Source organism: Rhodococcus sp. B10 (assembly GCF_011770055.1).
In the GTDB taxonomy this organism is placed as follows: Bacteria; Actinomycetota; Actinomycetes; order Mycobacteriales; family Mycobacteriaceae; genus Rhodococcoides; species Rhodococcoides kyotonensis_B.
The window spans coordinates 19,168-41,377 of sequence record NZ_JAAFYV010000009.1; the positions used below are offsets into that span (position 1 = coordinate 19,168).

Below are 22,210 nucleotides of genomic sequence, written 5' to 3' on the forward strand. Positions count from 1 at the left end.
TTCTTCGTCAGAAACCAGCCTGAGCCCGCCTCCGCACACGGTTCTCCCCCAGTTTCACAGCGACGACCCCGGCGAGGATCAGCACACCACCGCCGATTTGAACCGCCCGTGGAACTTCACCCAGCAGTAGCCATGCGAACACCAATGCCGACACCACCTCGGTCAGTCCGACGAACGACGCCAGTCGCGAGCCGAGCCGCCGGCCGGCAGCGATTCCACATACGTACGCCACTGCGGCCGTCACGACGCCCAGCACCAGAATCGAGACCCACCACGGCACACTCGCGCTCGCGAGCACCACCGAACGCGTCGTCGCGGTGAACGGCACGATGCCGACCAGCCCCGCGAAAAGGAGAATCGTTCCGCCGCACAGTAACCCGCCGGCCGCGAGCGTCAACGGCGGCAACCCGTTCGACTCGTCTGCTGACACGATCCAGTACACGGCCGCACCGGCCATGGCACCCAAGGCCCACAGAACACCGACCGGATTCAGCGAGGTACCCGAGACGAGGTCGAGCACCAGCACCAAGCCGACAGCTGCGAGTGCAGCGCCGCCGACGGTCTGCAGAGTGGGACGTTGCTTGTGCCGCAACCACATCCACAGAACGACGACGACAGGCGAGGTGAACTCGATCAACAGGGCTACCCCGACCGGCATGTACCCCACCGCGTTGAAGTAGGCCAGCTGACAACCGGCGACGGCGATGGCCCCGTACGCGACGAGTACACCGATGTTGCGTGACAACACGTTCCATCGTCCACGCAGTGCAAGCAGGCCTGGAACGAGCAGAACGGCGGCGGCGATCAGAATTCGCGCTGTCACGGCTGCGCCTGCGCTCCACCCCGCGTCGAGCAGACCCTTGGCCAACGGGCCCGACAATCCGAACGATGCCGACGACACGAGCGCCAGTCCCAGACCGGACGCGAGACGAGATGGGCGTCGGACCGCGATGTCATCAGTCAAGGAGGTCATGAGTCATGACGGTAGAAGGTGAAGATGTAAGGTGTCAATATGGTTTTCGCTCATGACACGGAGAGCGCGTTGGTGTCAGCGGTCGCCCTGGCCAACTCGGCCGAGGATCCCGACACACTCGAGACTCGAGCCGACCTGCGCGAGTTCTACCGGAGCCACGAATACACGGGCCGATTCGACGGCGACGAGCTCGAGCTGGCTGCAGTGCGCAACCTGCGACCACTGCTCAGGCAGTTGCTGACGAGCGACCGTGACTCTGCGGTCGACGTCGTCAATCACATCCTCGCCGACGCGAATGCTCTCCCGCGTCTCGTGCGACATGGCGACACCGACTGGCATCTGCACGCGGTCGGCGACGACCGTCCCTTCGCGGAACGCATCGCCGTCGAGTCCGCTATGGCGATGATCGACGTCATCCGGTCGAACGAGATGTCGAGACTGCAGATCTGCGCCGCCGACTGCGACGGGATCGTCCTCGACCTCTCGCGGAACCGATCGCGCAAGTTCTGCAGCACGGCATGTGGCAACCGCACCGCAGTAGCGGCATATCGGAGTCGACAGAGCGAACGGGAACCGTCGGCCGAGGAATGAAGGAAGCGACGTATCTCGTCCTTCCACTGTCAATCTATAGCGCACCCGGGGCCTTGCGGCAAGACCCCGTCCGTCCCTCATACTCGTGGATCCAACGCTTCGACCAGCGAAAACGAGAACACATGAGTGGGAAACCGCAGACTGCCGACAGTGCCTTCGACCTTCCCGCGCACCTGCGCCACAAGAACGACCCGACTCTGATCGCCCACGACGAGGCCTTCTTCGCATCCGTCGCCGCGAGTCTCGAGCGCTCCATCACGGACTTGCTCGCTCGGCTCGACGCCACAAGGAAAGCGCCCGTCGAGATAGGTCGAGAAGCGCTCGAACGCGACATGGAGGTGCATCGGCTGAACGCTCGTATCCGGACGATGCGTCGGTACGGCCTCGATCTCTGCCTGGGCCACATCGTGAAAGCGGGGAGCGGCCGGACGGTCTACATCGGGCGACTCGGCCTGGTGGACTCGAACGGCGACCAGTTGCTGATCGACTGGCGCTCCCCCGCCGCCGAACCGTTCTTCGGCGCGACGCATGCACAGCCGATGGGCCTCGAACGACGTCGACGCTATCGCTGGACCCGGGGCCGGATCAGCGACTACTGGGACGAGGTCTTCACCGCCGACGGATACGACGGTCCGCGCAAGGCAGCGCTCGACGATCAATCGGCGTTCATCGCGAGTCTCGGCGGTTCGCGGTCGCCGAAGATGCGCGACGTCCTGGGCACGATCCAGGCCGATCAGGACGCGATCGTTCGGGCCGGGTCGTCCGGAGCGCTCGTCGTCGACGGTGGGCCGGGGACGGGCAAGACCGTCGTCGCGCTGCACCGTACGGCTTATCTGCTCTACGCCGATCCACGTCTCGGGCGGGGCCACGGCGGCGTGTTGTTCGTCGGACCGCACAAGCACTATCTCGCATACGTGTCCGATGTCCTACCCAGTCTCGGCGAGGAAGGCGTCACCACCTGTACGCTCGCGGACCTCGTGTCCGAGGGCGAGAGAGCCGTCCCTGAGACGGATGCCGAGGTGGCCAGGCTGAAATCCTCCGTCGAACTCGTCCGTGCGATCGACAAGGCGGTTGCGTTCTACGAACAGTCGCCGAAGACGGGCATGACCGTCGAGACCGAGTGGGCGAACATCCGATTGACCCCGGACGACTGGAAGGAGGCATTCGATGTTCCCGACCCCGGTACCCCGCACAACGAGGCACGCGAGATCATCTGGGACGCACTGATCGCCATTCTGATGGACAAGTACGCAGGCGACGAGCCGATATCGTCGGTGCGGAAGTCGTTGCAGGAGAACGACGATCTGCGTACCGCGCTCGACAACGCGTGGACTCTGATCGAGGCGGCCGACCTGGTCGGCGATCTGTGGTCGGTGCCGGCCTATCTGCGTCACTGCGCGCCCTGGCTGTCGGCGACCGACGTTCGCACGCTGTACCGCGTCGATGCGCACAAGTGGACGACCGCCGATCTTCCGTTGCTCGACGCTGCGCGTGCACGTTTGGGTGACCCGGAAACCGCACGGAGACAACGCCGTCGGTCCGCGGCTGCCGCAGCCGAGCGTTGTCGGATGGACAGGGTGGTCGACGAACTTCTTCAACTCGACGACGAGGACGGTTTGATGGCCCAGCTGCGTCAGGACGGCATTCGCGACGCGCTCGTCGACGGCGCCGCGGTTCCCGACGTCGACCCCGACCGCCTGGCCGGGCCGTTTGCTCACGTCGTCGTCGACGAGGCGCAGGAACTGACCGACGCCGAATGGCAGATGTTGTTGTTGCGCTGCCCTTCTCACAGTTTCACGATCGTCGGAGACCGGGCGCAGGCACGTCACGGGTTCGTCGAGACATGGCAGGAACGATTGGAGAGAACAGGACTGAGGCGCGTCCAGATGGCGTCGTTGAGCATGAACTACCGGACGCCGGAAGAAGTCATGACCGTGGCCGAGCCCGTCATCAAGGCGGCGCTTCCCGACGCCAACGTTCCGAAGTCCATCCGTCGCAGCGGAATTCCCGTCGTCCATGCGCCGGTTGTCCAGCTCGACCAGATCGTCGACGCATGGACCGACAGCAATCCCGACGGAATCGGGTGTGTCATCGGACGCCCAGCTTTTCGCGCCAGGGACAGGATTTCGTCGCTGTCGCCGGAACTGGCGAAAGGACTCGAGTTCGATCTGGTGGTGGTCGTCGATCCGGAGTCGTTCGGATCCGGTATCGAAGGTGCCGTCGATCGGTACGTCGCGATGACCCGTGCGACGCAGAAGCTCGTCGTGCTGACTACGAGTGGTGCCGAACGATGTTGACGACGTTGCCGTCGGGGGCGCGGACGAGGAATCGCCGCATTCCCCACGCTTCGGTCGTCAGCGGGTGGACGATGTCGTAGCCGAGGCGTTCGGCTTCCTCGTACGCGGCATCGACGTCGTCGACCATCACCGACATGACGGAGTCCGCTGGTGAGGTTGCGTCACCGGTGACCACCTGCACGCTCGACTTCCCGTCGGGCGTCGTGAAGCGGGCCACCCAGCCGAGATCGAACTCCTTGTTCTCGGACCGAGGAATTCGCCGTAGAAGCTCTTGGACTGCTCGATGTTCCCGACTGCAAGATTCGGGACGATCTTACGCACTCGCATCGGCTCTCCTCGTGACGACCAGTGACGACCAGGCCAGCGTAGTGACGGCTCGAGGAACATGGGTACGGTTTCGCGTCGCGGAGCCGGTCCTATTCCGGCAGGTGCAGTACGTACACTTCGTCCATGGCACTCGACCACGGTGATCCCGGTGACGCACCCTCGACTCCTCCCCCGCTGACCGAGACCGAAACGGTGCGACGGCCCACCGCGGCCGAAGAAGCCCGAACCGTTGCCGCGTCGACCAACATCGCGACCCTCGCGAGCCTGACGGCAGACGGCGACCCATGGGCGTCGTACATCACCTACGGGCTCGTGGACGGCTCCCCTGTCCTGTGTGTGTCACGGATGGCCGAGCACGGGCGCAACCTTCTGCACGATGCGCGGGCGAGCCTGGCCATCGTTGCTCCCGAGTCCGCGAGCGATCCCCTGTCCGTCTCTCGGGTGACGTTGGCGGGCGTCGTCGAGTCGCCACGTGACGACGAACTGGACGCGGCCCGCGAAGCCCACCTCGCGGCGGTACCCGCAGCGAAGTACTACATCGACTACAGCGACTTCACGCTCTGGATTCTGCGTGTCCACCGGGCGCGGTGGGTCGGCGGGTACGGCCGCATGGATTCGGCGACCGCCGAGGACTACGCGGCCGCAGCCGCGGATCCCGTTTCGCCGCACGCCGCGTCGGCGATCACGCATTTGAACGACGACCACGCGGATTCACTGCTCGCCATGGCGCAACGTCTCGGCGGTTACCCCGACGCGACCGCGGCAACCTGCACGTCGGCCGACCGCTACGGTCTCGATCTCAGCGTGCGGACGCCGCGCGGCAATGCGACGACGCGCGTCGGATATGCACACCCCATCGATGCGATCGACGAGCTTCGTTCGGCGACAGTCGAATTGGCTCGACGCGCGCGAGGATGAACGCATTCACCACTTGTCGATGTGCAGAACGGAGTCGATCGGTTCCCGGGGCGCGGGCTTGAACGTCTCGCCGGTGAAGTACGCCGTCGGCATCAACGCTGCCTGGTGGAAGCCTTGCGGAATGCCGAGAAGGTCGGCCACCTCGGCTTCACGCGACAGATGCAGTGTGGTCCACGCCGTTCCCAGACCTCGCGCACGCGCAGCGAGCGAGTAGCTCCAGACGGCGGGCAGTAGCGATCCCCACAGTCCCGCCTGATTGCCTGCGGGCAACTCGACAGCTCCGCGGATGCACGGAATGACCAGGACCGGAACCTCGCCCATGTGCTCCCCCAGCCACGCGACACTGTCTCCGACCCGCCGCTGGACCGGAGCTCGGTCGGGGTCGTCGGAGAACAGCTTCGCTGCAGAACCGCGGGAGTCGAGGTACTTCTCGACTTCCTCGCGATAGATTTCGCCCAGCTGAGCGCGCAGCGATCTGTCGGTCACCACCATCCATTGCCAGCCTTGACGGTTCGAACCCGACGGAGCCTGCAGGGCGATCTCGAGACATTCGCGAATGAGTTCGACGGGAACCTCTTTGGACAGGTCCAGCCGTTTACGCACGGTCCTCGTGGTAGTCAGCAGCTCGTCGGGTGTCAGGTCGAGAACAGGAAACGACGTCATTCCTCGAGTGTGTCACCGACGGGTCGACGACTCAAAGACGTGGCCTCCGACCCGTGCGCGGATAGTTGTAGTGGGGTGTAACTATCCGCGCACGGGCGCGTCAGCGCACTACCGCCGTAGTTCGTGGGTGAGGGTGTCGAGTTCGTCGCCGCCTGCCATTTCACGGGTCAGATCATCGAGGCTGATCTCGTCGTAGGTGCAGTCGAGTTTCTGGCGTCCTCGGTTGAGCAGGACGAAGTGGTCACCGACCATGTAGGCGTGGTGCGGGTTGTGGGTGATGAACACGACCCCGAACCCTTGTTCCTTCGCCGCGGAAATGTACCGCAACACCATCCCGGACTGCTTCACACCCAACGCGGCGGTCGGCTCGTCCAGAATCAACACCCGCGCACCGAAGAAAATCGCCCGCGCGATCGCCACACACTGACGCTGACCACCCGACAACGATCCGATCGGGGCGTCGACGTCGGGCAGATCGATACCCATCTTGTGCAGCTCTTCGATCGTCGTCGCCCGCATCGCCGCCGCATCCAGGGTTTTGAACGGACCCTTCCGCAATTCCTGGCCGAGGAAGAAGTTCCGCCACACCGGCATCAACGACACCACAGCCAAATCCTGATACACCGTCGCGATGCCCTTCGACAGAGCATCTTTCGGAGAATCGAACTTGGTGTCGACACCATCGACCAACAACTCGCCCTCGGTCTGCTGGTGCAGACCGGCCATGATCTTGATCAACGTGGACTTACCCGCACCGTTGTCACCGAGCACACCGGTGACCTCACCGGCACCCACGCGCAGATTGATGTCCTTCAAAGCAATGATGTTGCCGTAGGACTTACCGACACCCTTGAGTTCGATCAACGGGGTCTTCCCACCCGACGGCGGAGTGCTGGTAGGAGTTTCAGCATGTGTGGTCATGACCGGTCACCTTTTCGCTGCATAATTACGGAAGCTGTTGTTGGCGATGACGGCGAACAGCAGCATCGCACCGAGGAAGAACTTGAACCAGTCCGGATTCCAGCCGGCATAAACGATGCCCTGGTTGGCCATACCGAAGATGAACGCACCGATCATCGCACCGACGGTGGTGCCGAAACCACCGGTCAACAAGCAGCCACCGATGACCGCGGCAATGATGTACAAGAACTCGTTACCCACACCCTGGCCGGACTGGACGGTGTTGAACGCGAACAACAGGTGCATACCGACGAACCAGGCACAGAACCCGACGAACATGAACAACCCGATCTTCACCTTCGTCACCGGCACACCGATCGCGCGGGCGGAATCCTGATTGCCGCCGACGGCGAAGATCCAGTTGCCGATGCGGGTCTTCATCAACACATACGTCGAGATCGCGGTGAACAGCAGCCACCACACCACCGTGATCCGAATCGACACACCGCCGATGGTGAACGAGGACGCGAACACCTTCTTCGCCGAATCGAAGCCGGCCATGTCCGAAATCGACGGGGTCGCGACCTGACCGGTGACCATCTTGGTCACCGCAAGATTGATACCGGTGAGCATCAGAAAACTAGCGAGGGTGATCAGGAACGACGGGATCTTCGTCTTCATCACCAGATAACCGTTGAAGAAACCGACGGCGAGGGCGAGTACCAGCGCGAGGGCCGAGCCGAGCCACACGTTCAGGTGCAGGTTGTAGGCGATCATCGAGGCCATGATCGAGGAGAACGTCACCGCGACACCGGTCGAGAGATCGAACTCGCCACCGATCATCAACAACGACACACCGATCGCCATGATCCCGATCGTCGACGACGCATACAACACCGTCGCCAACGCCTCAGGAGACCGGAACGGCGGCGCAACGATACAGAAGAACACGAAAATAGCGATCGCACCGAACAGGGCACCGATCTCCGGACGAACCAGCAACCGCTGCAACGGCTTCTGCTTCTTCACCCGCTCATCGGTGACCACAGTGTGCTTCGACAGATCCAAATCGGCCTGTGTACTCATAAGATTTCCCTTTCGCGCTGGACGAAAGGTGGCCCGGCCGGCGACAGCCGGGCCACCGACGGTCCTAGCGAGTTCCGTTCTTGGCGTACTCGGCAATTGCGTCGATGTTGGAGGAGTCGATGAACGCAGGACCGGTCAGGACCGGGGTGCCGCCACCGATGGTGTTGCCGTTGTTCAGGTACAGCCACAGCGAGTCGACTGCGAGGTAGCCCTGCAGGTACGGCTGCTGGTCGATCGCCCACTCGACGTCGCCTGCCTTGATGGCGTCGACCAGAGCGGAGTTGGTGTCGAAGGTGACAATCGTCGCGTCGCTGCCGGCGTTGGCCTTGGACTGCACCGCGGTAAGTGCGATCGGTGCGCCCAGAGCCACGATGTGATCGATGCTCGGATCCTGCTGCAGCTTGGCCGTGATGGTCGCCTCGACGGACGGCATGTCCTTGCTGTTCACGTTGAGGATTTCGGTGGTGCCACCGGTGAAGCCCTGCGTCACACCGGCGCAACGGGATTCGAGGGCAACCTGTCCCTGCTCCTGGATGATGCACAGCGTCTTACGTGCACCGTCGGCAGTCAGACGTTCTCCGGCGGCACGGCCTGCGATGGTCTCGTCCTGGCCGAAGTACTGCTGGACGCCCTGGTCCTTCCACGAGTCGTAGCCCGAATTGAATGCGACGACGGGAATGCCTGCGGCGGTTGCGGCTTCGACGGCAGGCGCCATGGCGTCGGGCTTCGCGAGGGTGACAGCGATCCCGTCCACGTCCGAGTCGATCGCGCTCTGAACGAGGTTGGCCTGGTTGGGAGCCTCGGGGTCTGCGGAATAGCGGAGCTCGATGTTGTCCTTCGCCGCTGCAGCCTCGGCGCCCTTCCGGATCAGGTCCCAGAACGTGTCACCGGGAACCTCGTGGGTGATCATGGCAATCGTCGCGCGAGGGGTGTCGGCCGTTCCGGCGTTGGATCCGCCGCCGGAGCTTTCCGGCGCACCGCCGGTGCTCGAGCAACCCGCCACGACGACGGTGGCACACAGCGCCAGCCCGATGGCGGCGCCCGAAGAGCGCAGCCTGCGGAGCGAACCCGGACGGCCAGTGCCGCGACTCGTGTGAAGTGTCATCAATTCTCTTTCTCGACGCCGGACCTAATGGCCCGGTGGTGAATCAATCGATGGTGCGATCAATATGTAAGCCACATCACAGCCGAATGTCAAGCATTTGTCCTGACATTAAAAACTCTCGCGTTCCGACGCCCGTCTCGCCGCGGTGCCGTTCAGCCTCCGAACAGCAAGAACAAACCTCCGAACGTGAAGAAGACCATCAGAACCATCAGCGCAAGTTGGCCGGTCAGACGGTGGTCTTTCGGCAATATCCTGAGCGACGCATCGTGTGCCCCGGAGACCCCGACGATGTGTCCCGCAAGCACGCACAGGACCTTGACCGTCGAGACGACGCCAGGGTGTTCCGACAGGACGTACGACACTTCCCAACCCTGCTGACCGACGAAGTTCCATCCCCGATGGAAGGGGTCCGCAAGGAGCAGTACGGTCGCCTGCCCCTTCTCGACGAGGTAGGTCAAGTAGTGAGCGAGTACGTAGCCGAACACGATCGGAACCAGCGAATGAACCAGCAGCCCCGGCAGTGTCGCGCGCTGCGCGGAGGTCACGCCTCCCGTCGCCCGGCTGCACAGCCAGAACGAGACACCGACGAACGAAACCAGCGCCAGCAATCCCCCGGTCCGCCACAGCATTGCCTCGGTGCTCGTCGACGACATGTCGTCGACGAGGTTGCGCCACGCGGGGAGTTGCGACGCGCTGTCGAACGCCGTCGACCCGAGCAATACTGCGACGACTGCAACCGAACCCGGAAGGACCGGCAGAGACGGCAAGCCGTTCAACGGATTTCGTAGAATCAGTGCCCTGTCCGCCGGGCTACGCGCCAGAATCGCGAGCCTGGAGATCGTATCGCTGTACTTCTCGAAGGGATCTGCGTTCTCGAACCACACACGTCCGAACACGACGCCGCCGACGATCATGACGAACACGTATGCGAGACACCAGGTTCGGATCGCGCCGAGTGATCCGGGGTCCGCGGACGCCAGCTCGAGCCAGACGAACGCGAACAGTCCGGCAGCGGAAGGCCAGGCGCCCCACCGTTTCGGGTAGGGCACCAGCATGCGGTCCGGCGACCGTCCGATCGCTCGGCATGCCAGGGTGTGCACCGTCCGCACCGGCGAGACCATTCGCCACACCGGTCCGAGTAACGCCGACACGACGGGAACGCCCACCCAAAGCAGCACGTAGAAGACTCCCGGCAGCGCGTTGGACGCGTCGTCCGGGCCGGTGATCGCGATCCAGACGACGAAGACCGTGAATGCCAGCGCTACGAGTCGGATCGCCGCCCGAGTAGTGGTCGCGTCGGCGACTCGGGTGACTCCCGCCGGAATCGTCGCCCACCGACGCGACGGATTCAATCGTGGTGTGCGCCAAGCGAAGATCAACACCGCGAACGAGATCGACAACGCCCACGCGCCGCCGATCAGAACGAAAGTGACCGGAAGCGGTAGGTCGGTGGATCCGCCGAGGCCGTGAGCGAGGATCACGGCCTGACGACGAGTGTGGCGATCGTCCGGTCTGCGTCGTGTAGTTCGAGAGCGACCTGTCCCGGAACGTCGACGGTGAACTCGAAGAGCTGTCCCTTCGTCGGCGCTATGTCGAACGAGTGCTCGGGCACCGAGTGGACGTGTAGTTCGTCCTCGGCGTCGCTGTCGACGCGCACCGTGACCTTCTCGCCCACCGACCCGTCGACGCGTTCGTTCGTGGGCGTGACCGAACCGTCCGCGATCACGACGTCGATGGTCAGCGAATCGGGTTCGGCCGTGACCGCAGACGTGGCGGCGGACGCCGACGTCGAGGTGACGGCCCCGTCATCGTCGTTCGACTGGCCGGACGAGCATCCGACCGCCAGACACAGCATCGCGGCGCCCGATATCGCGGCGCAGCGGACGTACTTCATGAACTCTCCTCGTCGTGGTGATCGTGCCCGGCGGGTCCTTCGCCTCGTGGCGTGCCCTCTGCTTGTTCGTTGCGTTCGGCGCGGCGGTCCTTGGCGACGACGTACAGGACCACCGCGACGATGACGAACGCCGGAATCAGGGCTGGTAGAGCGAGCACCACCGAATGGTCGGCCAGGTAGACGACGTTGTCCGGTGGTGTCGTCGCGAAAGCGGTCATGTTCGGCTCGGTGTCTTCGCGGTCCGTGCGTTACGAAGTGAGTTGCGTGGGGTGACCTCGCTGATGCGGACCGTGCCCCACGCCAGCGCCCACACGAGCGCCAGCGTGCAGACAAGAACCACCAGCGATGCCGCGCCGAACAGCCACGACGGGTGATCGAAGTTGCGTTCACGCTGCAGCAGTGTGATCTCCGAGACCAGATCGCGTGTGAACTCGGCGTCCGCGGACACTTCCGGCGCGCCGATGCCCGGGTCCGCGGCCATGAACACCGGTGCGGCGGTGAGCAATCGGCCGTCGTGGACGCGGAGCACCGTCTTCCACGTTCCGTCGACGGGCACAGGCTTGGTCGACCGATACGTCCCAGGGCCGGTCTGCTCGAGCTTGTCGACGACCAGGCCCCGCAACGTGTCACCCGCGCCCTGCCACGCCAGGATCGCCAACCATTCGGGATCGTCGCTGACGAGGTCGGGCGGGTCGATCGTGACGTCCGCGGTGACCATGCGGTAGCCGTCGACCGGCGGCGCGTCGGTGAGGCGGACCGTCGCGGTGGCGTCGGTGGGGACGTCGAACATCAGACCATTCGCAGTCGTGCCGGCGAGCGCCAGAATCATCGCCAGCACGATGCTGCGACGGACCGCCGCGCGGGGTAACCCGTCGCCGCTCAGCGCCTGGGCGAACAGTCCGGCGCAGAGTCCGGTCGTGATGCCCACCGGGACCGTCATCAGCAGCGTGTCCGCCCACATGCTCGACGTCCACGGAAAGATGTAGACGGCGTCGACCCACAGCGACTCGCCCCAGATGCCGATCGTTCCGACGCCGAGGCCTGCGACGGCTCCGAACAGCAGACGACGCCTGACCAACGGAGTCAACGCGATCAGTTCGACGACGATCGCAGCACCCAGATACAACGCGAACACGTTGTGCGGTTGGCCGAACACCGGCCCGACGAGCAGGGCCGTGATCTCGCGAACGACGGCCGCGAACGCCACGGCGAAGAGCGCGGCACCGGGGCCGACCATGAGACGAGCGGCAACCAGCGCGAACGCACCCGCTCCCGCGATCAGCATCGGCTGGAAGATCAACTGGAACTGTTCGACTCCGAAGTCGAACTCGATCTGGAACACCGACAGACCGATCACCAGGCCGCCGAACGCGGAGCTCCGCAGAAGCCAGGTGACGACAGGACTTTTGTGCCAGCGGGGATCCGGGCCGTCGGCGTCGGACCCCATCGCGATACGGCCCTCGTGTTCGAGAAGGATCACGCCGACGAGCGACAGCCCCGCACCGCCGATCAACATCAGGTGCGTCGGACCCCACAACGTGACGTCCTGGCCGAAGATGCGGTGCCAGATGTCGTCGAGCGGGAAGCCGATCAGTGCATACAACCCTGCCCCGGCGATGAGGACACCACCGGTCGGCACGTACCAGGTTCGCGTCAGCTTGATCGCCGCACGGCCGGGCTTCTCGTCGAGCGGGAGGATCATCGCCAGTGCGCCGGCGATGAAGAGGAAGAACAGCCCGACGAGGATGAAGTAGTGCGCTGGGTTCGCGAGGGGTCCCTCGTCGCGCCCTTTCCCGATGTGCAGGCTGACATCCCAGATGAAGCCCAGGAACGCCGTCAGGATCGTCGATACGAACATCACCAACGGCAGCGCGGCCCAGCCCGGCAGGTTGGCCTTGCTGCCGGCGAAATCGGCAAGGCGTCCCAGCCAGGTGATCCGCCGAGTACGGTGCAAGAAGGCGAGATAGAGCAATCCCAACGAGATCACTCCGGCTGCCGCGCTCATGCCGAAGACCTGGTCGAGCGCCGCACCTCCACCTTGCCCGCCGCTACCTTGAGCGACGACGGTCGTCGGCGCCGCGTTGAGGTTACTCGCGGTAACACTTATCTCGAACATGGTCAGAGTATGTACCGCCTCTGCTCGAAAAACCAGAGTTTCGTCGTATTGCTCGACGCCACCCGCCGGTCGTATGTCCGGTGGTCACCGCACGTGTCGTTCTGAAGCGATCCAGTAGCTTCGACGCAACCATCGACGACCGCGCCGAAGACGCCGCCCCAGGTCAGTGGCCCTGCGGCATGTCGTCAGCAGCTAAAATGCCTGCCGCATGGGAACCTTGCCGCGACGACGAATCCGATGGCGACTACCGTTGCGTGAGACATCGCAATCTCTAGGGAGCAGGTAATGAGCATCCAACCGGTCGAATCGAAGCGTCATCATGTCGTCGTCATCGGTTCCGGATTCGGAGGACTATTCGGCGTCAAGGCACTCAAGAAGGCCGACGTCGACATCACGCTGGTCGCCAAGACCACCCACCACCTGTTCCAGCCGCTTCTCTACCAGGTGGCGACGGGCATCCTCTCCGTCGGCGAGATCGCGCCGACCACCCGAGTGATTCTGCGTAACCAGAAGAACGCCGAAGTTCTGATGGGTGAGGTTCTCGACATCGACCTCACGGCGAAGACGGTCACGTCGAAGCTGCTCGAGCGTGAGACGGTGACGCACTTCGACAGCCTTATCGTCGCGGCGGGCGCCCAGCAGTCCTATTTCGGAAACGACCACTTCGCCGAGTTCGCACCCGGCATGAAGACCATCGACGACGCGCTCGAGCTGCGCGGAAGGATCCTCGGCGCGTTCGAACAGGCCGAGCTGTCGAACGACCAGGAAGAGCGCGACCGTTTGATGACCTTCGTGGTCGTCGGCGCAGGCCCCACCGGCGTCGAGCTGGCAGGTCAGATCGCCGAGCTCGCGGACCGCACCCTCGACGGTGCCTTCCGCAACATCGATCCGCGCGACGCACGCGTCATCCTCCTCGATGCCGCTCCTGCCGTGCTGCCCCCGATGGGCGAGAAGCTCGGCAAGAAGGCAGCGGACAAGCTCGAGAAGCTCGGCGTCGAGATCCAGCTGAACGCGATGGTCACCGACGTCGACAACGACGGTCTGACCGTCAAGGAAAAGGACGGCACGACGCGTCGCATCGAGGCGCAGTGCAAGGTGTGGTCCGCGGGAGTTCAGGGCAGCCCCCTCGGCAAGCAGCTCGCAGATCAGTCCGAGTCGGAGACGGACCGTGCCGGTCGCGTCATCGTCGAGCCCGACCTGACTGTCAAGGGTCATCCGAACGTCTTCGTCGTCGGCGACCTCATGTCGGTTCCCGGCGTTCCCGGTATGGCTCAGGGCGCCATCCAGGGTGCGACGTATGCAGCCAAGCAGATCAAGGCATCGTTGAAGGGCGCCGACGCGACGCAGCGCGAGCCGTTCAAGTACTTCGACAAGGGATCCATGGCCACGGTCTCGCGCTTCAACGCGGTCGCCAAGGTCGGCAAGCTCGAATTCGGTGGCTTCATCGCCTGGCTGATGTGGTTGGCTCTGCACCTGTACTACCTGGTGGGATACCGCAGCCGCATCACGACCGTCATCTCGTGGTTCGTGACGTTCCTCGGCCGCGGTCGCGCGCAGATGGCGTCGACCGAGCAGCAGGTGTTCGCGCGACTTGCCATCGAGCAACTCAACTCGCTGGAGCCGTCACCTCCGGCGGTCGACGGTGACGGCAACCGTCGTGAGGAGAAAGCGGCCGGCTAGCCCGCCCGACGCTGCACCGAACTCGGCGTCACTCGTGCCCGTGATGGGCATGGGTGGCGCCGAGTTCGTGCAACATGGAGTGCACGATGTCGTCGTCGAGCCGGTACGACATCTTCTTCCCGTCGCGCTGAACCGCCACCCACCCCTCGTTCCGGAGAAGTCGGAGTGCGTGGGACACCGACGTCGCCGACATGCCGAGCGCCGCAGACAGATCCGACACGCAGATCCCCGGCGCGCGGTGCATGCACAGCAGAATGCGCAGCCTCGTCAGGTCGCCCAGAAGGTCGAAACGCTGAACCCAGTCTCCGATGTCGTCGACGGCATCGAGTGCGGCTCTGGCCTGCGCTACGTGTTCCGGATCGAAGGCTTCGGTCGAGTCGGTCGATGCCGGATCGGCAGTGGACGGGTCGGTCATGGCACCAACGTTAGTGCGTCGAGCGCGGGACCGGTGCTCGTCGTCAAACTCCCTCCCGCGGCCAACGGCATACGGACGGCGGAACTGCCGACGGCCCCGGCCGGTCGATCGTCCGGATACACGAGTATGCTGGACAACGACCGCGGCGCGGACAACACGTCGTGTCCGACCGTGCCGACGCCCAATTCGACGCGGTGACGGAGATGAGCGTGTCCGTCCACATCGGTGTGCATCGTTCCGATCCACCGACCGAGGTTCTCGCCGACACGCCCGATCTGGACGCGCTCGCGATACTCGATTCGCGACGACGCAGCGAACTCGATCCGCGTGCGAGTGTGATGTATCGCGTTGCCCGCGACGACCATCGGCTCGGGATCGAAGACGAGGACGCCTCCCTCGTCCACGCTCACGAGCCATTCCGCATTCGACTCGACGACCGACCGGCCGGGAAGCGCGACCGACGCGGCCACGCTGTGCAGCGACAGCGTGGCACCGGCCCCGACGACGATCCTGATGCACAGAGTGTCGCCGCCGAGAGGCGTTGCGGCAGTACCGATCATGTGGACGGTGTCCGGACCCGTCAGACGCGCGGCCAACCCACCGACTGCGTCGATCCTCGGACTTCGATCGGCGGACGCGACGATGGTGAGCTCAGTGCGCATCGGCCGCGGCCGACTCCCGCAGCTGCGTTCTGATCCATTCGAGCACCAGCGACGCCGACGGATCCTCGGTCAGCGAGACGAGAGCGGTAGGGCGGCCTTCCCGAACGCGGACGGCGTCGTTCTCCATCACGGTCAGGTCGGCGCCGACGAACGGGGCCAGGTCGGTCTTGTTGATCACCAACAGATCCGAGTAGGTGACGCCAGGTCCGCCCTTGCGCGGAACTTTGTCGCCGCCTGCGACGTCGACGACGAAAATCTGCACGTCGATCAGTCCCGAGGAGAACGTGGCGGTCAGATTGTCTCCACCCGACTCGACCAGGATCAGGTCCAGCGGCGGGTTGCCCTCCACCAAGTCGTCGATGGCATCGAGGTTGGCGGTGATGTCGTCGCGGATCGCGGTGTGGGGGCACCCACCGGTCTGCACGGCCGTGATGCGCTCGTCGGGCAGCACGGCATGACGCCGCAGGAAGTCGGCGTCCTCCGTCGTGTAGATGTCGTTGGTCAACACCGCGAGCGACAGCTCGTCACGTAGTTCCCGGCACAGCGCCGCCACCAGAGCGGTCTTGCCGGATCCGACGGGTCCGCCGATTCCGACGCGCAGCGCCTCCCCGGGAATGCGGGTCCGGCGCGGTCGGTCGTGGCTGTGGTCGTGCGGTTCGCCGTCGATCAGATGCGGAGGCATGGGTTTTCCGCCTTTCTTGTGGTGTGCCGATCGGTCAGGACACGAACAGAGGTCGTTCGCGAAGGGCATGGGACTCGGACAGGACGTCGAGCAGTGGATCGGACAGGTCGACCAACTCAGGATGCGTCGACACGACGACATCGGTGACCTCGTCACACGTGCGTGCCAGTCGCAGCGTGCAGGCGGCCACGTCCGATGGATCGAGGGCGAGCAGCCGCTGTGCCGCAATCGCCGACCCGGTCATCGTCGTGTAGATCTGAACCGCCGCGATGTCGCGATACGACAGGCCGGCGACTCGGCCGACGAGTCCGGCCACGACCGGTAGGTGCGGTCGGCGGGCCACGCCGTTCCAATCATGTTCGGGCCACGTCGTTTTCGCGAGCCTGAGCAGACCTCTCCCCTGCGCCCGTGACGCACCACGCGCTGCAGGCGACGGAATGCGCGCGTCCGTCTCGGCGTCCGCGGTCGTCGGGTCGAGCAGCCCGGCGCAGACCGAAGCGGCGATCGACGCACCCACGGCACCGCTTGTACGGAGACGACGGTTCAGGAATGCCTCGACCGTCGGCAGGTCGCGGACCACACCCTGTTCGACGGCTTCCTCGACGCCGCCGGAGTGCACGTGGCCCCCGGTGGGCAGGCGCGAATCGGCCAGGGTGAGAAGCGTCGAAACCTGAGCTGTCACTGCACTCAAAACAGGAAATACCTTTGCGCCATGGGCAACTCGGTGGCCGGCTGCTCGGTCCAGACCTCACCGTCGATACGCACGGTGAACGTGTCGGGATCGACCTCGATCCGCGGTTGCGCGTCGTTGTGCGGCATGTCGGCCTTTCCGACAGCGCGCACGTTACCGACCGGGACGAGCCTGCGGTCGCAGTTCAACCGGTCCGCCAAACCGTCCTCGATGGCCTGCGGGGCGACGAAGTGCACCGACGTCGCGGCCGCTGCCTTCGCGGAGGCACCGAACATCGGACGCGGCAGTTCGGGCTGAGGGGTCGGGATGGATGCGTTGGCGTCACCCATCTGGGCCCACGCGATCATGCCGCCCTTGATCACCAGGTGGGGCCGGACACCGAAGAACGCCGGATCCCACAACACGAGGTCGGCCAGCTTGCCCGGTTCGACCGAGCCGACCTCGTGATCCAGCCCATGAGCCACCGCAGGACAGATGGTGTACTTCGCGATGTAGCGCATGACGCGGGCGTTGTCGGCGCGGACATCGCCCGACAGGTAGCCGCGACGCTTCTTCATGACGTGCGCCGTCTGCCACGTCCGCAGTACGACCTCACCGATACGACCCATCGCCTGCGCGTCGCTGCCGATCATCGAGATGGCGCCCATGTCGTGCAACAGATCCTCGGCAGCAATCGTCGACGGCCGAATCCGGCTCTCCGCGAACGCGAGATCCTCCGGAATGGACGGGCTGAGGTGATGGCACACCATCAGCATGTCGAGATGCTCGTCGAGGGTGTTGACGGTGTGCGGCCGCGTCGGATTCGTGGAACTGGGCAGCACGTACCCCTCGGACGCGACGGTGATGATGTCCGGCGCGTGCCCTCCGCCTGCGCCCTCGGTGTGATAGGCGTGGATGCCGCGACCCTTGATCGCGGCGAGCGTCGTCTCGACGAACCCTGCTTCGTTCAGAGTGTCCGAGTGCAGCGCCGCCTGGACCCCTGCCTCCTCGCACACCGACAGGCACGCATCGATCGCCGCGGGCGTCGATCCCCAGTCCTCGTGCAGTTTGAACCCCGAAGCGCCTGCGCGCAGTTGCTCCCACATCGCATCGCGGCTGACCGTGTTGCCCTTGCCGAGCAACACGATGTTCATCGGCCAGTCGTCGAGCGACTCGAGCATGCGCGACAGGTGCCACGCGCCCGGCGTCACGGTCGTCGCCTTGCTGCCCTCCGCAGGCCCCGTGCCACCCCCGATGACCGTGGTGATGCCGCCTGCGAGTGCCTCGTCCATGATCTGCGGGCAGATGAAGTGGACATGGCAGTCGATTCCGCCTGCGGTGAGAATCTTGCCGTTGCCCGCGATGATCTCCGTCGACGGCCCGATCACGAGATCGGGATGCACCCCGGACATCGTGTCCGGGTTACCCGCCTTGCCGAGCGCCACGATTCGGCCGTCGCGAATTCCGACATCGGCCTTGACGATGCCCCAATGGTCGACGACGACCACTCCGGTGATGACGGTGTCGGGTGCGCCGTCGGCACGCGACGCGCGGGACTGTCCCATCGATTCGCGAATGACCTTGCCGCCACCGAACACGGCCTCTTCTCCGGCCAGACCGGGTCCGCCACTGCGATCCTCGGTGATCTCGATCAGAAGATCCGTGTCCGCCAACCGGATTCGGTCACCCGTCGTCGGTCCGAACAGTTGCGCATAGCGGGCTCGACTCAGGTGCGCCATCAGGCATCCAACTTTCCGGGAGGGTTCATGCTCAGCCCGTGCACTTCTCGTCCGCCGGCGAGGGGGACCAACTGCACCGTCATCGCGATGCCGGGTTCGAACCGCACTGCCGTGCCTGCGGGAATGTCGAGTCGCCGCCCGTACGCGGCGGCGCGGTCGTAGTCCAGTGCCTCGTTCGATTGCGGGAAGTGCACGTGGCTTCCGACCTGGACGGGTCTGTCCCCGGTGTTGACGACGTCGATCGTCACCACGTCGGCGCCTTCGTTGATCTCGATCGTTCCGTCCTCGGTGATGATCTCCCCCGGAACGACATGGCCGTCACCACGCTTCGGCGAGATCGGCTCGTGCACGGTGATGAGCTTCGTTCCGTCCGGGAACGTCGCTTCCACCTGCACTTCCGGAAGCAGTTCCGGTACACCGCCGATGACGTCGTCTGCCGTGAGAACCTCACGACCCGACACCATCAGTTCGGCCACCGAGCGACCGTCACGCGCCCCCTCGAGCAGATGATCGGTGATCAGAGCGATCGCCTCGGGATGGTTGAGCTTGCGCCCGCGAGCCTGGCGTTTTCGAGCCAGCTCGGCTGCATAGCTGAGCAGTAGGCGATCCTGCTCGTGCGGAGTCAGCCGCATCGAATCTCCATCCCTCTCACGCGAACACCGTCGGGCGTCCACGCTAGTACCGACGCAGACCCACTCGGCGCGCGGGCGATGCTGAACGCCAGGGTGTTTCGCGGTGGAAACCCAGGTTTTACACGCTCGAAACAGGACCGGCCGGAGCGCCGGCGGTACCGTCGGACCGATCGAGAAGGCTGCGGAGCGACGCCCGCGTGATCGACGACGACACGTCCGACAACTCCCGTTCGGTCACCGCCCCGGAATCGAGGCCGCGAACGAGCACTCCCGCGAGTGCCTGTGCGGTCGCGGGCTCGTCCATGATGCCGCTGTCCTGTCGACTCAGATAGGCCGCCACCCGTGACGCAGCGGTCGGCATCGCGTCACGGAAGAATCCGAGCGTCGCCGCCCACCGCGTCACGAGGTGCCCCGGGTGCATGTCCCACCCCTGGTAGAACCCACGCTCGAGCGAACGGGTGACCAGACCGAAGTGCCTGCGCAACGCCGCCTCGATGTCGGCCTGCGAGCCGGTCGGGACCACCTGAGTGGATCCGTCGCACACCCAGACGCCGGTCTGCGCCGCCGCCGCGAGCATCACGTTCTTGGCGTGATCGGCCACCGGATGCGCCAGCGACTGCTGAGCGGACGTGATTCCGCACGCGGCGCTGTAGTCGTAGGTTCCGTAGTGCAGAGACGTGCATCTGCCGTCTGTCAGGCGCAGTGCCCGCGCGACGGTCGCCGTACCGTCGGGACCCACGACGGCCTGGGGACTCTCGATCTGCAACTCGAAGCGCAGCGCGTGATCCGTCAGCCCGTGCGCACGTTCGAGCTCCTCGCACAGTGCGACCACCGCGGTGACTTGTTCGGCCACACGCAGTTTCGGAACCGTGAAGACGAAGCCGTTCGGGACACCGCCCGCACCATCGAGAACCAGTTCGAGTGTGCGAACGGCACGTCGCCGTTCGTGGGCGGCAAGTCCTTTGGGCCGGATGCCCACCCACGAAGGACCCGTCGGATCCGCCGCCAGCGCGGAAAGAACCTGCCCTGCGTGACGTGCATCGCGGTCCTCGTCCTCGTCCGAACGCCAGCCGTAACCGTCCTCGAAATCGAGCCGAAGATCCTGGATCGGCGACGTGTGCAGGACATCGCGGACCGTCGTCAGAACCCCTGCGGCGTCGAGGGATTCGACGACGTCGGCGTGCGCGTCGACGAGACGGGCTGCCTGACTACCCCACTGCTGCGGGATGCCGACGTCGGCGACCGACGCGGGTACGTACACGGTGTGGATCGGCTGACCGCCGATACGGTCACCGGGATAGTCACGGGCGAGTTGCTCGTCGACGGGGCGGAGAATCGACTCGATGCGGCCGAGGGCTGCACCGTCCAGCCTGGTGTCGAAATATTCGGCGTCTCTCGTCACGCGCCCTAGTGTCCCAGAACTGCCGTGTCCACGATGTTCGCGAGACGGACCTTCCCCTGCGCGACGGCCTTTCCTGCCTCGTCGACGATGTCGACCCGCCACAGTTGTTGCGTACGACCGCGATGCACCGGTACTGCCTCGGCGGACAGCGTGCCCGAACGTGACGCACGCAGGAAGTCGGTGTTGTTGTTCACGCCGACGACGTGGCCACGATCCCCCAGCCATACGCTCGCGCCGATGCTGGCCAGCGACTCGACCACGGAACAGAGAACTCCACCGTGCATGATTCCTGCAGGCTGATGCAGGCTCGGCGTGACGTCCCAGCGCGCACGCACGCGGTCGGCGGTGACCTCGGTGTACTCCAACCCGATCGCACCGTCGAAGCCACGCGAACTCACTTCGGTGATCGCAGCTACATCGCCGCTCGCCATCACGGCCGCGTCGACGGTGGGTCCTGGCTCGCTCATCGAATCTCCTCAAGCTGGTCCTGGTGTCACGACGGTTCGAACACCGACGAATCCAGAACTACACGAGGACATCTGCACATGGATCGGCGGGCCTCACATCGAGAGATGTAAGGCCCGCCGTGGCAAGGACCGGGAGTCACTGCAGCCCTCAGGACTCCGGCGCGGTCCGTTCGTCTGAGATCTAGAATAGGCAAGCCTTACCTGATTGGCAAGGGCTTCCGGCGTCCTTCTTCAGGAGGCTCGCGAGCGCAGTCGCGCCGCTGTCGACAGGCGTGACCGAACCGGCGCGCCGGCCGCTACGAACGCGTCGAGCAATGCTTGACCACGACGCGCCCCGTCGGACACCCGGGCGCCGGCCAGAACCGGAACGTAGGTCGACGCACCCAGCACGGCGTCGCCGACAAGACTCCAGAATGTCCGCGCATCCAACGGCGCACGTGCTCCGATCGAGCGCAGTACTGCATGCAGCGAGGTGATGCATCGGTGGGCCGTCCAGACGAGAAGGGCTTCCTCGCACGGAAGGGTCACCGCACCCGGCTGGCCTTCGAGGTGGTCTCCGGGCAGGACGCGGAGCATCGGCGACGACACTCCCGCCCAATCGATTCCGCCGTCGCTGTCCATGTGAATCCACAGGTTGTCGATGCCGGGGTCCCAGGCACGACCCTCGAGCACGATCAGCGCCGCCACGCGCCCGACGACCGCATGAATGAGCGCGGTCGCGACCTGCGCGGCCGCAGCTTCGGGTAGCCGAAGGTCTTCCAACGACCTCGCGAGCATCTGATCGGTTCGGCCGTCCTCGAGCCCCACGCCTAGCTGCCACCAGCGCCGCTTGGCCTCCTGCGCCATGGATGCGATCGCGTACATGCGGGGGTAATCGGGGTTCAGCGCTCGAAGTTCGATACACGAGCGTGACAGCGCACCACCGTCGTCGATGCGGGTGATCGATCGATGCACCTCGGCCCATGCGGCGGACGTCGTAGTCGCAACTGAC

General features: G+C 64.9%; 22 protein-coding genes and 1 pseudogene. 4 read left to right on the forward strand and 19 right to left on the reverse strand.

Annotated features, from left to right (window positions below; all coding sequences use genetic code 11):
• Positions 1–7: 7 nt before the first annotated feature.
• The gene (locus RhoFasB10_RS07990) at positions 8–973 is read right to left on the reverse strand and encodes a DMT family transporter (protein ID WP_167675895.1); all 966 of its coding nucleotides are present in this window, start codon (positions 971–973) and stop codon (positions 8–10) included.
• 39 nt (positions 974–1,012) lie between these two features.
• Between RhoFasB10_RS07990 and RhoFasB10_RS07995 the strand changes: the two genes are divergently transcribed.
• Positions 1,013–1,564, forward strand: coding sequence for a CGNR zinc finger domain-containing protein (locus RhoFasB10_RS07995; protein WP_167675896.1), 552 nt, complete (start codon positions 1,013–1,015; stop codon positions 1,562–1,564).
• 122 nt (positions 1,565–1,686) lie between these two features.
• Positions 1,687–3,861: an RNA polymerase recycling motor ATPase HelR gene (gene helR / locus RhoFasB10_RS08000; RefSeq protein WP_167675898.1), complete on the forward strand. Its 2,175-nt coding sequence runs from the start codon at positions 1,687–1,689 to the stop codon at positions 3,859–3,861.
• Here helR and RhoFasB10_RS08005 read toward each other — a convergent pair.
• Positions 3,836–4,188: pseudogene (locus RhoFasB10_RS08005) on the reverse strand (VOC family protein). The gene helR and the pseudogene RhoFasB10_RS08005 overlap by 26 nt on opposite strands.
• 123 nt (positions 4,189–4,311) lie before the next feature.
• On the opposite strand from RhoFasB10_RS08005, the gene RhoFasB10_RS08010 reads away from it, so the two are divergent.
• Positions 4,312–5,106 carry a DUF2470 domain-containing protein gene (locus tag RhoFasB10_RS08010; RefSeq protein ID WP_068431119.1) on the forward strand — a complete coding sequence of 265 codons (795 nt, stop codon included), beginning with the start codon at positions 4,312–4,314 and terminating at the stop codon, positions 5,104–5,106.
• Positions 5,107–5,112: 6 nt separating this feature from the next.
• On the opposite strand, the gene RhoFasB10_RS08015 is transcribed toward RhoFasB10_RS08010, so the two are convergent.
• The 8 genes from RhoFasB10_RS08015 to RhoFasB10_RS08050 form a co-directional block, all read right to left on the reverse strand.
• On the reverse strand, positions 5,113–5,769 hold the full coding sequence (locus RhoFasB10_RS08015; protein ID WP_068431122.1) for a nitroreductase family protein: 657 nt from the start codon (positions 5,767–5,769) through the stop codon (positions 5,113–5,115).
• Positions 5,770–5,877: 108 nt separating this feature from the next.
• Entirely contained in the window at positions 5,878–6,690 is an 813-nt protein-coding gene (locus tag RhoFasB10_RS08020) for an ATP-binding cassette domain-containing protein (protein WP_068431125.1), read from the reverse strand.
• Positions 6,691–6,696: 6 nt separating this feature from the next.
• Complete coding sequence (locus RhoFasB10_RS08025) at positions 6,697–7,755, reverse strand: ABC transporter permease (protein ID WP_068431127.1); 1,059 nt, start codon at positions 7,753–7,755, stop codon at positions 6,697–6,699.
• Positions 7,756–7,819: 64 nt separating this feature from the next.
• On the reverse strand, positions 7,820–8,860 hold the full coding sequence (locus RhoFasB10_RS08030; RefSeq protein ID WP_068431130.1) for a substrate-binding domain-containing protein: 1,041 nt from the start codon (positions 8,858–8,860) through the stop codon (positions 7,820–7,822).
• Positions 8,861–9,012: 152 nt separating this feature from the next.
• The gene (locus RhoFasB10_RS08035) at positions 9,013–10,341 is read right to left on the reverse strand and encodes a hypothetical protein (protein WP_068431133.1); all 1,329 of its coding nucleotides are present in this window, start codon (positions 10,339–10,341) and stop codon (positions 9,013–9,015) included.
• Entirely contained in the window at positions 10,338–10,754 is a 417-nt protein-coding gene (locus RhoFasB10_RS08040; RefSeq protein ID WP_068431136.1) for a hypothetical protein, read from the reverse strand. The genes RhoFasB10_RS08035 and RhoFasB10_RS08040 overlap by 4 nt, the downstream gene beginning before the upstream one ends.
• Positions 10,751–10,972 carry a hypothetical protein gene (locus tag RhoFasB10_RS08045; RefSeq protein ID WP_068431138.1) on the reverse strand — a complete coding sequence of 74 codons (222 nt, stop codon included), beginning with the start codon at positions 10,970–10,972 and terminating at the stop codon, positions 10,751–10,753. The genes RhoFasB10_RS08040 and RhoFasB10_RS08045 overlap by 4 nt, the downstream gene beginning before the upstream one ends.
• Positions 10,969–12,870 carry a hypothetical protein gene (locus RhoFasB10_RS08050; RefSeq protein WP_068431141.1) on the reverse strand — a complete coding sequence of 634 codons (1,902 nt, stop codon included), beginning with the start codon at positions 12,868–12,870 and terminating at the stop codon, positions 10,969–10,971. Before RhoFasB10_RS08050 ends, RhoFasB10_RS08045 begins: the two co-directional genes overlap by 4 nt.
• Before the next feature lie 285 nt (positions 12,871–13,155).
• Here RhoFasB10_RS08050 and RhoFasB10_RS08055 point away from each other — a divergent pair, with 285 nt between their 5' ends.
• A complete protein-coding gene (locus tag RhoFasB10_RS08055; RefSeq protein ID WP_068431144.1) occupies positions 13,156–14,550 on the forward strand; it encodes an NAD(P)/FAD-dependent oxidoreductase in 1,395 nt (464 codons plus the stop codon).
• Between the two features lie 28 nt (positions 14,551–14,578).
• Here the strand turns inward: RhoFasB10_RS08055 and RhoFasB10_RS08060 are convergent, their stop codons facing one another.
• The 9 genes from RhoFasB10_RS08060 to RhoFasB10_RS08100 all read right to left on the reverse strand — a co-directional run bounded on the left by RhoFasB10_RS08060 (position 14,579) and on the right by RhoFasB10_RS08100 (position 22,173).
• Positions 14,579–14,965: a metalloregulator ArsR/SmtB family transcription factor gene (locus RhoFasB10_RS08060; protein WP_068431147.1), complete on the reverse strand. Its 387-nt coding sequence runs from the start codon at positions 14,963–14,965 to the stop codon at positions 14,579–14,581.
• Positions 14,962–15,627 carry an urease accessory protein UreD gene (locus tag RhoFasB10_RS08065; RefSeq protein ID WP_167675900.1) on the reverse strand — a complete coding sequence of 222 codons (666 nt, stop codon included), beginning with the start codon at positions 15,625–15,627 and terminating at the stop codon, positions 14,962–14,964. Before RhoFasB10_RS08065 ends, RhoFasB10_RS08060 begins: the two co-directional genes overlap by 4 nt.
• Positions 15,617–16,309: an urease accessory protein UreG gene (gene ureG, locus RhoFasB10_RS08070; protein WP_167675902.1), complete on the reverse strand. Its 693-nt coding sequence runs from the start codon at positions 16,307–16,309 to the stop codon at positions 15,617–15,619. The genes RhoFasB10_RS08065 and ureG overlap by 11 nt, the downstream gene beginning before the upstream one ends.
• A 34-nt stretch (positions 16,310–16,343) precedes the next feature.
• A complete protein-coding gene (locus tag RhoFasB10_RS08075; RefSeq protein ID WP_068431155.1) occupies positions 16,344–17,000 on the reverse strand; it encodes an urease accessory UreF family protein in 657 nt (218 codons plus the stop codon).
• Positions 16,997–18,718 (reverse strand): urease subunit alpha, encoded by a 1,722-nt coding sequence (locus RhoFasB10_RS08080; protein WP_068431158.1) that lies wholly within the window; start codon positions 18,716–18,718, stop codon positions 16,997–16,999. The genes RhoFasB10_RS08075 and RhoFasB10_RS08080 overlap by 4 nt, the downstream gene beginning before the upstream one ends.
• A complete protein-coding gene (locus RhoFasB10_RS08085) occupies positions 18,718–19,350 on the reverse strand; it encodes an urease subunit gamma (RefSeq protein WP_114330977.1) in 633 nt (210 codons plus the stop codon). The genes RhoFasB10_RS08080 and RhoFasB10_RS08085 overlap by 1 nt, the downstream gene beginning before the upstream one ends.
• A gap of 118 nt (positions 19,351–19,468) precedes the next feature.
• Positions 19,469–20,752: an aldolase/citrate lyase family protein gene (locus RhoFasB10_RS08090; protein WP_167675904.1), complete on the reverse strand. Its 1,284-nt coding sequence runs from the start codon at positions 20,750–20,752 to the stop codon at positions 19,469–19,471.
• A gap of 5 nt (positions 20,753–20,757) precedes the next feature.
• The gene (locus RhoFasB10_RS08095; protein ID WP_114330975.1) at positions 20,758–21,183 is read right to left on the reverse strand and encodes a PaaI family thioesterase; all 426 of its coding nucleotides are present in this window, start codon (positions 21,181–21,183) and stop codon (positions 20,758–20,760) included.
• Positions 21,184–21,450: 267 nt separating this feature from the next.
• On the reverse strand, positions 21,451–22,173 hold the full coding sequence (locus tag RhoFasB10_RS08100) for a hypothetical protein (RefSeq protein WP_254303651.1): 723 nt from the start codon (positions 22,171–22,173) through the stop codon (positions 21,451–21,453).
• Positions 22,174–22,210 lie beyond the last annotated feature (37 nt).